Here is a 12,658-nt window from a genome sequence, read left to right as displayed (position 1 = left end):
AAGATTCTCTTTCTTCATTTTGTAAGGTGAACGACAAATATCAGGAGCTGCGATGTACATCATTTCAAGCAAAAACATGCTGAAAAAAGCCCAGTCAGAGGGATATGCCGTCCCTGCTTTCAACATTCATAACCTTGAAACTTTACAGGTAGTTGTTGAGAGCGCTGCACAACTTCGCTCTCCCGTTATGCTGGCGGGAACACCGGGTACTTATCGTTATGGCGGCGTGGGAAGTTTGATTTCGTTAGTACAATCGCTGGCTCGCGAGTACAACCTACCGTTAGTCCTGCATCTCGATCATCATGAAGAGTGCGATGACATTTTTAACAAGGTCCGCGCAGGGATCCGTTCTGTCATGATTGATGGTTCCCATTTGCCATTTGAAGACAACATTGCGCGAGTGCAAGAAGTTACCGCCTTTTGCCATCGCTTTGATGTTAGCGTTGAGGCCGAGCTAGGGCGTCTTGGCGGTCAGGAGGACGATCTGCTGGTGGATGAAAAAGATTCAGCTTATACCTCACCAGCCGCAGCTGCAGAGTTTGTTCAACGTACCCAAATTGACTCTCTGGCGGTAGCAATAGGCACTGCACATGGTTTATATGCGCATGAACCACGTCTGGATTTTGTGCGGCTGGAACAAATTCGCCAGCTGGTAGAAATTCCGCTGGTGTTGCATGGAGCTTCAGGCCTATCGGAACAGGACGTTCAGCTCTGTATTCGCCACGGTATTTGTAAAGTAAATGTCGCGACAGAATTGAAAATTGCGTTTGCCGATGCGTTAAAAGGATATTTCTACAACAATCCTGCGGCAAATGATCCTCGCCACTATATGCAGCCCGCAAAGGCCGCCATGAAAGAAGTCGTAACTCGTATTATTGGCGTCTGTGGTAGTGAAGGAAAAATTTAATACGTTGTACCCTACAAAAACAATGAGGATTGTTTATGAAAAATATTAAATTACTTGGTTCAGCTATGTTGGTGAGCCTGGCATTATTCTCGCAAAGTTCATTGGCAAAAGAGTATAAAATTGGTGCGTCATTATTAACACAGCAACATCCTTTCTATATTGATCTTGCGAATGCCATGAAAGAAGAGGCAAAAAAAGACAATGTCAATTTAAGTGTCTCTGTTGCCAATCAGGATTTAAACAAACAACTTTCTGATGTTGAGGATTTTATTACTAAAAAAGTGGATGCCATTATTATCTCTCCGGTTGATTCGAAAGGCGTCCAGGCGGCGATAATTAAAGCCGATAAGGCCGGTATTCCCGTTATCACCGTTGACGTCGCTGCGGAAGGCGTTCCGGTCGTATCGCACGTTGCGACCGATAACTATGCGGGAGGCGTTGAAGCAGGCAAGTTAATGGGCAAACTTTTGAATGGTAAAGGTACTGTAGCCATTATTTCTTATCCGGCACTACAATCGGTGGTTGCGCGCGTTGATGGTTTTAAGAAAGGGTTAAGCGAGACACCGGATATTAAAATTGTTGCTGAACAGCCGGGTATAACGCGGGCTGAAGCGTTAACGACTGCGCAAAACATTATGCAGGCCAACGCCAACCTGAATGGTCTGTTTGGCTTTGGTGATGATGCGGCGTTGGCAGCGGTTATCGCAGCGAAATCTGCGCATAACGACAACATCAAAATCATTGGTTTTGACGGCATGAAAGAAGCGCGTGATGCCGTTGACAGTGAAAAAACGTTTGCGGCCGTGATTCGGCAATATCCCGATCAAATGGGTGCTAAAGCCATTGATGCCGCTGTTGATCACCTCAATGGTAAACCGGTAGAAAAAATGATCCCGGTACAACCCGGCGTTTATACAGGTAAATAATAAACATCTTCATTTCACAACAAAACGTTATCGACGTTTTGTTGTGACACCGAGGTCATTATGACGGATGTTATTCTTGATGTTTCGCATATTGCGAAGACATTTGGTCATGTTCAGGCATTAAAAGATATTACCCTCTCTTTACGTAAAGGGCGGGTGCATACTTTATTAGGCGAGAATGGTGCCGGTAAATCGACATTAATGAAAATACTCGCCGGTGTTTATCCGCCAACCCAGGGAACGATAACACTACGTGGTGAAACCATCACCATTAATAATCCGCAGCATTCTCGCCAGTTAGGGATTGCGATTATTTTTCAGGAACTGAGCCTGAGTAATAATATGACCGTGGCGGAAAATATTTATGCCAATAATGAACCGCGACGTTTTGGCATTATTAACGATAAAAAAATGCTCGCAGATTGCCAGAATCTCCTCGCGGAACTGGGCATCCCACTGGATCCGCTGGAAATGGTCGGCAATATGTCGATGGCACATAGGCAACTGGTAGAAATTGCCAAAGCCTTAAGCTATGCAGCAGATGTCGTGATTATGGATGAACCGACATCTTCGCTAAGTGATAATGAAGCAGAGATTCTGTTTAACATTATTGAGAAATTAAAGCAGCGAGGTTGTGCGGTTATTTATATCTCTCATCGCATGGATGAAATTATGCGGATTTCAGATGATATTTCGGTGATCCGCGACGGTGAGTATATCGCTACGCATGAAAAGAAAAACAGTGATATCCAGCATTTGATTGCCCAAATGGTTGGTCGGGAAATGAAAAATATTTGGCCAGCACGTCTTGGGGAAAAGCCGGATGAAAATGTTCCTGCAAAACTGGAAGTAAAAAACCTTTCCCATCCTTCGCTTTTTAAAGAGGTCAGTTTCGCTGTGCGTCCGGGGGAAGTCCTCGGATTTTTTGGCCTGGTGGGGGCCGGGCGTTCCGATGTGATGAAGGCGCTATTTGGCCTCGTTTCGTATCACGGGACAGTGTTGATCGATGGTAAGGAAGTCAGGATCGCTAATCCCAAACAGGCTATTGATCATGGCATTGCTTTTGTGACCGAAAACCGCAAGGAAGAAGGGTTAGTGCTGATGCACGACGTCAATATGAACACGCACCATGTGGCGTTTCAATATAACGCTTCGCGGATGGGACTCATCAATCACCGACAAGAAGAGGCGAAGACGCTGCAATCTATTGCCAGAATGAACACTAAAGTGAGTTCAGTACATCAGGCAGTGGGAGCGCTGAGCGGCGGTAATCAACAGAAAATCGTGTTATCCAAGTGGCTGGAGAAAACTCCGCGTATTTTATTGCTCGATGAGCCAACGCGCGGAGTGGATGTCGGCGCAAAATTTGAAATCTATAACGTGATACGTCAACTGGCTGCGGCAGGGACAGCAATTATTCTGGTGTCCTCTGAACTGCCAGAGGTCATGGCACTTAGCGATCGTCTGGTGGTAATGCGTAATAAAACGATTGCCGATATTTATTCATGTGAAAATTTAACGCAGACACAGGTAATGACCGCTGCAACAGGAGTACGTTAAATGACAGAGAAAACTCTTGCCAGTCCGAAACCTTCGGAAATTCCCATTGCAAATAATTTTAAAAAAGTCTTCAGGCAATATGGCGGTATCCTCAGTGGAATGGTGGTGTTAATCATTCTGTTCAGTTTTATTAATGACAGTTTTTTCACCGCTAATAACATCACCAATATTATTCTTCAGGTTTCGATAATTGCAATTACCGCCTATGGAATGACTTATGTGCTTTTGCTTGGCGATATTGATTTATCGGTCGGTTCAACCATTGCATTGATTGGCACATTTGCTGCGCTTGGGGCTTCATGGGGCATTCCATTTATTTTATTGGTCCCATTGTCCATTATTGCAGCGCTGGTTCTGGGGATGATAAATGGTGGCTTGACGGCTATAGCGGGTATCCCTTCGTTTATTGTCACCGTTGCTACTATGGGGATCTTCCGTGGTATCGCTTATATAGTGACTGATGGTATGCCCATCATGATTAAAGATGATGCTTTTCTGGCGCTGGGGAATGGAGAGTTTCTTTATATACCGATTCCTATCTGGATATTAATGATCTTATTGCTGATTAATCATTTCATCCTTACTAAAACAACCTTTGGACGAAAAATTTATATCACTGGTGGTAATAAAGAAGCGGCAGTCTATTCAGGGATAAATGTCACCCGCTTGAAAATTAAAGTCTTTATGATTACAGCCGTGCTGGCAGGTATCAGCGGGATGATCCTCGCCTCACGCCTCTATTCCGGGCAACCGAATTCCGCGTTGAGCTACGAACTGGATGCTATTGCCGCGGCTGTACTGGGAGGCACCAGCCTGAACGGCGGCTATGGAACGGTGGTGGGGACGGTAATCGGGGCATTAACCATCGGCGTTATTAATAATGGCATGAACTTAATGAACGTTCCCTATTTCTATCAGATGGTGGTTAAAGGATTAGTCATTCTTGTAGCCGTTTATTTTGACGTAAGAAATAAAAGAAAACGTAGCTAATCATTTCAAGGAATTAATTATATGAGTAAGGTCTTCACAATTGGAGAAATTCTTGTTGAAATTATGGCGAGTAAAATCGGCCAGCCATTTGATCAACCAGGTATCTGGAACGGCCCTTATCCCAGTGGTGCGCCCGCTATTTTTATCGACCAGGTGACACGTCTTGGCGTTCCGTGCGGCATCATTAGCTGTGTGGGGAATGATGGCTTTGGTGATATTAATATACATCGTCTGGCTGCTGACGGTGTGGATATCAGGGGGATTTCAGTCTTACCTCTGGAAGCTACCGGGAGTGCCTTTGTTACTTATCATAACTCTGGCGATCGCGATTTTATTTTTAATATCAAGAATGCCGCTTGCGGTAAATTATCGGCGCAGCATGTTGATGAAAATATTCTGAAGGACTGTACCCATTTTCATATTATGGGTTCATCCCTGTTTTCATTCCATATGGTAGACGCAGTAAAGAAAGCGGTAACCATTGTAAAGGAGAATGGTGGCGTTATTTCTTTCGACCCTAATATTCGGAAAGAGATGCTCGATATTCCAGAAATGCGTGACGCCCTCCACTTTGTTCTTGAGTTAACAGATATCTATATGCCCAGCGAGGGAGAAGTGTTGCTCTTGTCGCCACACTCGACACCGGAGCGTGCAATCGCTGGTTTTCTTGAAGAAGGTGTTAAAGAGGTGATTGTGAAGCGCGGCAATCAAGGTGCCAGTTACTACTCCGCGAATGAGCAATTTCATGTTGAGAGCTATCCGGTGGAAGAAGTTGACCCGACCGGTGCGGGAGACTGTTTTGGTGGCGCATGGATTGCCTGCCGCCAGCTAGGGTTTGACGCCCATCGGGCATTACAATATGCCAACGCCTGCGGTGCACTGGCGGTAACCCGACGTGGCCCCATGGAAGGAACGTCTCGCCTTGCGGAAATCGAAGCGTTCATCCAGCGCCATGACATGTCCATTCGGGAAGCAGCACAATGAAAAACGAAATTTGGTCGTGGATTGGCGATCTCTCGCAGGTTGCCGGAATTAAACACTATGAGTTACGTAGTGGCAGATCAAAGGGGACAGAAGCGTTTGATGTCCGTACTGGTGCGGGATTGGCATTTACGGTGGTAAAAGATCGCGCGCTGGATATTGCATGGGCCAGCTACAAGGACACTGCGCTCTCTTTTATCACCCCCAACGGCATTGTTGCCCCCGCTTTTTTTGAGTCTCAGGGCAACGGGTTTTTACGTAGCTTCTACGCGGGGTTACTGACTACCTGCGGACTTAGCTACATTGGGACGCCCTGTGAGGATAACGGAGAAACGCTGGGGTTACACGGGCGTTTGGCTGCGACTCCAGCAGAAGAGGTGGGGTATCGCACAGAACGGACCGACGACGGCATTGAATTTGTCATCAATGGCAAAGTACGGGAAACACGATTGTTCGGTGAAAATCTGACGCTGGAAAGGACCATTCGCTGCCGTTATGGCGAAAATGTGCTGCGCATTGAAGACAAGGTGACTAATCATGGTTTCACCCGCCAGCCGCTGCAAATTCTTTATCACTTTAATTACGGCTGGCCTTTATTATCGCCACAGGCAGAAATCTTGCTGTCGGCTAAAAGCGTAACGCCACGAACCCCGCATGCGGCGGAAGGGTTAACCAGTCATCTGGAGATTTGTACCCCACAGCCCAGTTTTGACGAGCAGGTTTACTATCTCACGTTGAATAGCGACAGTCAGGGGATGAGTAAAGTTGCGCTGGTGAACGCCGAACTGGGGTGGGGAATTTACGAGAAATTCGACACCATGCAGCTACCCAACTTTATCCAGTGGAAAAATTTAGGCGCGGGTGAATATGTTATGGGGCTGGAGGTCAGCAATAGTTTTCCTGACGGTCGTGATAAAGAACGAGCGCAGGGGCGTCTGCCCTTTATAGAGCCAGGGGAAACAAAGACATACTGCTTTGAGCTGGGAATTGTTGATGGCGATGCTGAAATTAGCGCGTTGAAAGCGGAAATTGCAAGCTACCGTTAGCTAACGGCAATAAAAACGCCGGGCAGCGTTAACAGGCCCGGCGTTGATTACGTTCTTTGCTAAGCGCGATGAAAACACCGCGCGTCACAAATTATTTTTCCTGAAGACCGAGTTTTTTCTCCAGATAGTGGATGTTAGTGCCACCATGCTGGAAGTTCTCGTCATTCATGATGCGGATCTGCAGATCAACGTTGGTTTTGATACCGTCGATGATCAGCTCCTGCAGCGCATTCTTCATGCGGGCAATCGCCACGTCACGGTTTTCACCGTAGCAAATCAGCTTACCGATCATTGAGTCATAGTACGGCGGTACGGTGTAGCCCGCGTAGATATGAGACTCCCAACGCACGCCAAAACCGCCAGGTGCATGGAAACGGGTGATTTTGCCCGGACTTGGCAGGAAGGTGTTCGGATCTTCGGCGTTGATACGACATTCCACCGCATGGCCGCGAACGTGAACTTCTTCTTGCTTGATCGACAGCGGTTGACCGGCAGCGATACGCAGCTGTTCTTTGATCAGGTCAACACCGGTGATCATTTCAGTAACCGGGTGTTCTACCTGAATACGGGTGTTCATTTCGATGAAATAGAACTCGCCGTTTTCGAACAGAAACTCGAAAGTACCTGCACCGCGATAGCCGATATCAACACACGCTTTAGCACAACGTTCACCGATGTAGCGACGCAGTTCCGGGGTAATGCCCGGTGCTGGCGCTTCTTCGACCACTTTCTGGTGACGACGCTGCATAGAGCAGTCACGTTCCGCCAGATAGATAGCGTTGCCCTGACCGTCCGCCAGTACCTGGATCTCGACGTGGCGAGGATTTTCCAGGTATTTCTCCATGTAAACCATGTCGTTATTGAAAGCGGCTTTCGCTTCCGCACGGGTCATGGAGATGGATTGCGCCAGTTCAGCGTCGCCGCGTACTACACGCATACCACGACCGCCGCCGCCGCCGGAGGCTTTGATAATCACCGGGTAACCAATGCGTTTTGCAATGGCGCGGTTTTTATCCATATCGTCGCCCAGCGGGCCGTCAGAACCCGGTACGCAAGGAACGCCCGCTTTTTTCATCGCGGCGATTGCGGATACTTTGTCACCCATCAGGCGAATGGTGTCTGCTTTCGGGCCGATGAAGATAAAGCCGGAGCGTTCAACCTGCTCGGCAAAATTGGCGTTCTCGGAGAGGAAGCCGTAACCCGGATGGATTGCTACTGCGCCGGTGATTTCAGCGGCGCTGATGATTGCCGGGATGTTCAGATAACTTTTTACTGACGGAGCAGGGCCGATACAGACCGTTTCGTCTGCCAGTAATACGTGTTTTAGATCGCGATCCGCACTGGAGTGCACAGCGACAGTCTTGATGCCCAGTTCTTTACAGGCACGAAGAATACGCAATGCAATCTCGCCGCGGTTGGCAATAACAATTTTATCCAGCATGTTCGCCTCGTTACTCGATGACGACCAGCGGCTCGTCAAATTCTACCGGTTGTCCACTTTCGACCAGAATTGCTTTCACGGTACCGGATTTATCCGCTTCGATCTGGTTCATCATTTTCATGGCTTCAACGATGCACAGGGTATCGCCCACGTTGACTTTCTGACCCACTTCGATGAACGCTTTTGCGTCCGGGCTTGGGGTGCGGTAGAAAGTACCAACCATCGGGGAACGTACGATGTGACCACTGATTTCCGCTGCTGCTGGCGCTTCCATGGAAGGAACGGTCGCCGGAGCGGCTGCGTTAGATTGAGCTGGCTGCTGCATCATTGGTGCAGCGTAAGCTTGTTGCATCACAGGGAAACTTGCGGCAGGAGCTGCACGGCTAATGCGTACTGACTCTTCGCCTTCAGAAATTTCCAGTTCGGAGATGCCTGATTCTTCAACCAGCTCGATCAGTTTTTTAATCTTACGAATATCCATGAGTGGGTTCCGTACTCTTTGTTTAGTGTGATTGTGACAGGCGTTTCACCGCCGTCTGTAAAGCGTATGCCCCGACAGCTGTATGCATAGCGATAAATTCCAGCAGGCCGGGACGCCGGTCTATTTTGCCCCAGAGTGTCAATGTTAGACTTGACGGACATTGTGCAGCGATCTGCTGCTATCCTCCGGCAAAAAACAAAATATACCTTCGTTGCGCCAATGTCACCTTTTCCGCAGCGCAAAAACTGCGTCAGGGAGGACGAGGTCGCACATTATAACGATTTCGTAGCAATTGGCAGCTAAATACTGGTCTTATCAGGGAAGATAATCAACAGCTAACATGTAAATAACCTTCAACACCGTGTAATTTGCAACAAGCCGCACAATTCACGAAATTAGCGCTATCGTCGACGGAACTTCTTATAACGTAAGGCTAAAAGCTGTAAAGCCAGCCCTGCGAAGATGAGGGGCTGCAATGAGATAATCTTCACAGACCACAAATAATGTAGGGATGTCAGGATCGCGGCAAGATAGACGACATTACGCAGCGGTTGCTGGTGATTACTCAATTTTCACTGCATCGTCTGGATAAACGTCAATGCTAAAGCACGCAAAATCAACAAACTGACAATGCTCAGCATCAAATAGCTTTGAGTGGTTAATTTATAATCAAATAAAATCAGATTATTCACCCCTGGGATCCGAGTTAAGGTACAGATTAAGCGTAGCGTCACCCAGGCAAAGCGCCTTAAACCTAACAGACGACGGGACGTATCAATAATGACTATTTAGTGGAGTATCAAGGGGGTTTTCCACCGTTTGGTGACCCGTATCAATGCGCATCAATTTATGGTCAGTCGAAATCATGACTTTCCAGTTTGGATGATGTTGTACAACTTCATGACCAAGATGTTCGACGAAAGCTGTCCGGCTAACCGCTTTTCCCGTTAACCGATTGAATAATGATTTCAAAATGAGTTCCCTCTCTTATTATTCCCTGCTAAATGGTTAGTTAACCTTCACCAGCGTGCGACCCTGGATCTGGTTATTAATGATGGCCTCGGCAAATTTCGGTGCCTCTGCCAGAGATATCTCTTTTGCCGCCTGGGTATAGAATGATTCCGGTAAATCGGCGACCAGTCGCTGCCAGGCTTGTGCGCGGCGTGCTGGTGGCGTCATCACTGAATCCACCCCCTGTAAACGGACATTACGCAGAATAAATGGCATGACCGTTGTTGGCAGAGTAAAACCACCCGCCAGACCACAAGCTGCCACGCAGCCTCCGTAATTCATTTGCGCCAGCACTTTCGCCAGCACTTTGTCGCCGACGGTGTCAATTGCTCCAGCCCAGAGTTGTTTTTCCAGAGGACGGGATTCGGCAAACTCATCGCGAGGGAGAATACGGCTGGCACCTAAACTTTTCAGATATTCATGGGTACTTTCGCGACCGGAAACGGCAACGACCTGATAACCCAACTTATGTAGCAGCGCCACGGCGGTACTGCCGACGCCACCACTGGCACCCGTTACGACAATCTCGCCGTCCTGCGGGCGAACACCGGCATCTTCCAGCGCCATCACACACAGCATGGCGGTAAAACCGGCAGTACCGATAATCATTGCTTTACGCGCGTCCAGCCCTTGTGGCATGGCAACCAGCCAGTCACCTTTCACTCGCGCCTGCTCCGCCAGCCCACCCCAGTGGTTTTCACCAACGCCCCAGCCAGTGAGTAATACGTCCTGACCGGCATGAAAACGCGGATCTTCGCTGGTGCGTACAGTTCCGGCAAAATCGATCCCAGGAATCATCGGAAAATTACGGATGATTTTTCCCTTACCGGTAATTGCCAGCGCATCTTTGTAGTTCAGGCTCGACCAGTGAACATCAACCGTGACATCGCCCTCCGGCAGGCGACTTTCGTCCAGAGTCTGTACCGATGCGAGAGTTTTGCCGTCCTGCTGTTCTAAAAGTAACGCCTGCATAAGTGGTCCTCATGTGCATGATGGATTGGAAAATAATTTCTGAAGACTATACTCGCTAATGGAAAAGCAAAGCCGATGAAGCGCAATAAATTGCGAGATAAATCTGATTTGCTAGTATGCCCGCTTCCTCACTATCGGAGTTAACACAAGGATGAGATTAACGACGAAATTTTCGGCCTTTGTTACGCTGCTCACCGGGTTAACAATTTTTGTGACTTTGTTGGGCTGTTCGCTAAGTTTCTACAACGCCATTCAGTATAAGTTTAGTCATCGCGTTCAGGCGGTGGCGACGGCGATTGATACCCACCTTGTGTCGAATGACTTCAGCGCATTAAGGCCACAAATTACCGAATTAATGATGTCAGCAGATATCGTTCGTGTAGACCTGCTGCATGGTGATAAACAGGTTTATACCCTCGCCAGAAATGGTAGTTATCGTCCGGTTGGCACCAGCGATCTGTTTCGCGAACTGAGCGTTCCGTTGATAAAGCATCCGGGGATGTCGCTGCGTCTGGTTTATCAGGATCCGATGGGCAACTATTTCCATTCGTTGATGACCACCGCGCCGCTCACGGGGGCGATTGGCTTTATCATTCTTATGCTCTTCCTGGCGGTACGCTGGTTACAACGGCAACTTGCCGGGCAAGAATTACTGGAAACCCGGGCTACTCGTATCTTAAACGGTGAGCGTGGCTCTAATGTGTTGGGAACCATCTATGAATGGCCGCCCAGAACCAGCAGTGCGCTGGATACGCTGCTTCGTGAAATTCAGAACGCACGCGAACAACACAGCCGTCTTGATACGCTGATCCGCTCTTATGCCGCCCAGGACATGAAAACCGGCCTCAATAACCGACTCTTCTTCGATAATCAGTTAGCAACGTTACTGGAAGATCAGGAGAAAGTAGGTACCCACGGGATCGTGATGATGATTCGTCTACCGGATTTCAATATGTTGAGCGATACCTGGGGGCACAGCCAGGTTGAAGAACAGTTCTTCACTCTGACGAATCTGCTGTCGACATTTATGATGCGCTACCCTGGCGCACTGCTGGCGCGTTACCACCGCAGTGATTTTGCTGCGCTGTTGCCGCACCGGACGTTAAAAGAGGCTGAGAGCATAGCCAGTCAGTTAATCAAAGCCGTCGATACCTTGCCGAACAATAAAATGCTCGATCGCGACGATATGATCCACATTGGTATCTGTGCCTGGCGTAGTGGTCAGGATACCGAGCAGGTAATGGAACATGCAGAGTCTGCCACGCGTAATGCGGGATTGCAGGGCGGCAATAGCTGGGCTATTTACGATGACTCGTTGCCTGAAAAAGGACGCGGTAATGTTCGCTGGCGTACGCTTATCGAGCAAATGCTGAGTCGCGGCGGCCCGCGCCTTTATCAAAAACCTGCGGTTACTCGCGAAGGTCAGGTTCATCATCGCGAACTCATGTGCCGCATCTTCGATGGTAATGAAGAGGTTAGCTCGGCGGAGTATATGCCGATGGTCTTGCAGTTTGGCTTATCGGAAGAGTATGACCGCCTGCAAATCAGCCGTCTGATTCCACTATTGCGTTACTGGCCGGAGGAAAATCTGGCGATTCAGGTTACCGTTGAGTCGCTGATTCGCCCGCGTTTTCAGCGTTGGCTGCGAGATACGTTAATGCAATGTGAAAGATCGCAACGAAAACGCATAATTATTGAACTTGCAGAGGCCGATGTAGGTCAACATATCAGTCGTTTACAACCTGTTATTCGTTTAGTGAATGCTTTAGGGGTACGGGTAGCCGTCAACCAGGCTGGTTTGACGCTGGTAAGCACCAGTTGGATCAAAGAACTTAATGTTGAGTTACTCAAGCTCCATCCGGGGCTGGTCAGAAACATTGAGAAGCGAACGGAGAATCAGCTGCTGGTTCAAAGCCTGGTGGAAGCCTGCTCCGGGACCAGCACCCAGGTTTACGCCACCGGCGTGCGTTCGCGAAGCGAGTGGCAGACCCTGATTCAGCGCGGTGTTACAGGTGGGCAAGGGGATTTTTTCGCGTCCTCACAGCCACTTGATACTAACGTGAAAAAATATTCACAAAGATACTCGGTTTAACCTGCCGTTTAATCCGTTTTCACGTAGAATAACGCGCGCTGCGTCTCATGGGAGTGTGCTTGTCTGCTCGCCAGATTGTTGCAGCACATATGCAGATGAATGACCTTACGCGGTTGCAAACAGGCGAGGAATGCTGCTGATGCATTAAGCCTTTCTGGACTCAGGCAGAGATTTGTAACAAAGGAAACGAACTGCACTAATTTTCACCGTAGCAGATGATTTTTGCGCCTTGTCGCTGCTGCGTGTGGTTG

At 48.4% G+C, this 12,658-nt stretch carries 11 protein-coding genes; 7 read left to right on the top strand and 4 right to left on the bottom strand.

Translation table 11 applies throughout. The annotated features are described in order from the left end of the window. Positions 1-52 precede the first annotated feature (52 nt). From ATB02_RS16260 to ATB02_RS16235, 6 genes are read left to right on the top strand one after another with little or no spacing between them, the layout of a single operon-like run. Entirely contained in the window at positions 53-907 is an 855-nt protein-coding gene (locus tag ATB02_RS16260; protein ID WP_000275531.1) for a tagatose bisphosphate family class II aldolase, read from the top strand. A 35-nt stretch (positions 908-942) separates the two neighbouring features. After that, the gene (locus ATB02_RS16255) at positions 943-1,833 is read left to right on the top strand and encodes a substrate-binding domain-containing protein (protein ID WP_105271888.1); all 891 of its coding nucleotides are present in this window, start codon (positions 943-945) and stop codon (positions 1,831-1,833) included. 60 nt (positions 1,834-1,893) lie between these two features. After that, positions 1,894-3,393 (top strand): sugar ABC transporter ATP-binding protein, encoded by a 1,500-nt coding sequence (locus tag ATB02_RS16250; RefSeq protein WP_000132912.1) that lies wholly within the window; start codon positions 1,894-1,896, stop codon positions 3,391-3,393. Next, positions 3,394-4,383 carry an ABC transporter permease gene (locus ATB02_RS16245; RefSeq protein WP_105271887.1) on the top strand — a complete coding sequence of 330 codons (990 nt, stop codon included), beginning with the start codon at positions 3,394-3,396 and terminating at the stop codon, positions 4,381-4,383. A 21-nt stretch (positions 4,384-4,404) separates the two neighbouring features. Then, the gene (locus ATB02_RS16240) at positions 4,405-5,367 is read left to right on the top strand and encodes a sugar kinase (protein WP_000048617.1); all 963 of its coding nucleotides are present in this window, start codon (positions 4,405-4,407) and stop codon (positions 5,365-5,367) included. Beyond that, positions 5,364-6,410 carry an aldose 1-epimerase family protein gene (locus ATB02_RS16235; protein WP_032303857.1) on the top strand — a complete coding sequence of 349 codons (1,047 nt, stop codon included), beginning with the start codon at positions 5,364-5,366 and terminating at the stop codon, positions 6,408-6,410. Before ATB02_RS16240 ends, ATB02_RS16235 begins: the two co-directional genes overlap by 4 nt. A 91-nt stretch (positions 6,411-6,501) precedes the next feature. Here ATB02_RS16235 and accC read toward each other — a convergent pair whose 3' ends face one another. From accC to acuI, 4 genes are all read right to left on the bottom strand, one after another. Further along, complete coding sequence (accC, locus tag ATB02_RS16230; RefSeq protein ID WP_000884620.1) at positions 6,502-7,851, bottom strand: acetyl-CoA carboxylase biotin carboxylase subunit; 1,350 nt, start codon at positions 7,849-7,851, stop codon at positions 6,502-6,504. 10 nt (positions 7,852-7,861) lie between these two features. Further along, entirely contained in the window at positions 7,862-8,332 is a 471-nt protein-coding gene (accB, locus tag ATB02_RS16225) for an acetyl-CoA carboxylase biotin carboxyl carrier protein (RefSeq protein ID WP_000354622.1), read from the bottom strand. A 774-nt stretch (positions 8,333-9,106) separates the two neighbouring features. Next, positions 9,107-9,304: a hypothetical protein gene (locus ATB02_RS16215; RefSeq protein ID WP_000838298.1), complete on the bottom strand. Its 198-nt coding sequence runs from the start codon at positions 9,302-9,304 to the stop codon at positions 9,107-9,109. A gap of 36 nt (positions 9,305-9,340) precedes the next feature. Further along, positions 9,341-10,315: an acrylyl-CoA reductase (NADPH) gene (gene acuI, locus ATB02_RS16210; RefSeq protein ID WP_001148460.1), complete on the bottom strand. Its 975-nt coding sequence runs from the start codon at positions 10,313-10,315 to the stop codon at positions 9,341-9,343. Positions 10,316-10,466: 151 nt separating this feature from the next. Here acuI and csrD point away from each other — a divergent pair, with 151 nt between their 5' ends. After that, positions 10,467-12,407 (top strand): RNase E specificity factor CsrD, encoded by a 1,941-nt coding sequence (csrD, locus tag ATB02_RS16205; RefSeq protein ID WP_001241406.1) that lies wholly within the window; start codon positions 10,467-10,469, stop codon positions 12,405-12,407. The last annotated feature ends 251 nt before the right edge of the window (positions 12,408-12,658 follow it).

Source organism: Escherichia sp. MOD1-EC5189 (genome assembly GCF_002966045.1).
GTDB classification, from domain to species: domain Bacteria; phylum Pseudomonadota; class Gammaproteobacteria; order Enterobacterales; family Enterobacteriaceae; genus Escherichia; species Escherichia coli_F.
The sequence above is the reverse complement of the archived record's forward strand: the minus strand, read 5'-3'. Positions and strand labels throughout refer to the sequence as shown.

Coding starts and splice junctions, on each gene's coding strand:
- acuI (WP_001148460.1), bottom strand. CDS start 10,315: ATGCAGGCGTTACTTTTAGAACAGCAGGACGGCAAAACTCTCGCATCG.
- ATB02_RS16255 (WP_105271888.1), top strand. CDS start 943: ATGAAAAATATTAAATTACTTGGTTCAGCTATGTTGGTGAGCCTGGCA.
- accC (WP_000884620.1), bottom strand. CDS start 7,851: ATGCTGGATAAAATTGTTATTGCCAACCGCGGCGAGATTGCATTGCGT.
- ATB02_RS16245 (WP_105271887.1), top strand. CDS start 3,394: ATGACAGAGAAAACTCTTGCCAGTCCGAAACCTTCGGAAATTCCCATT.
- csrD (WP_001241406.1), top strand. CDS start 10,467: ATGAGATTAACGACGAAATTTTCGGCCTTTGTTACGCTGCTCACCGGG.
- accB (WP_000354622.1), bottom strand. CDS start 8,332: ATGGATATTCGTAAGATTAAAAAACTGATCGAGCTGGTTGAAGAATCA.
- ATB02_RS16235 (WP_032303857.1), top strand. CDS start 5,364: ATGAAAAACGAAATTTGGTCGTGGATTGGCGATCTCTCGCAGGTTGCC.
- ATB02_RS16240 (WP_000048617.1), top strand. CDS start 4,405: ATGAGTAAGGTCTTCACAATTGGAGAAATTCTTGTTGAAATTATGGCG.
- ATB02_RS16250 (WP_000132912.1), top strand. CDS start 1,894: ATGACGGATGTTATTCTTGATGTTTCGCATATTGCGAAGACATTTGGT.
- ATB02_RS16260 (WP_000275531.1), top strand. CDS start 53: ATGTACATCATTTCAAGCAAAAACATGCTGAAAAAAGCCCAGTCAGAG.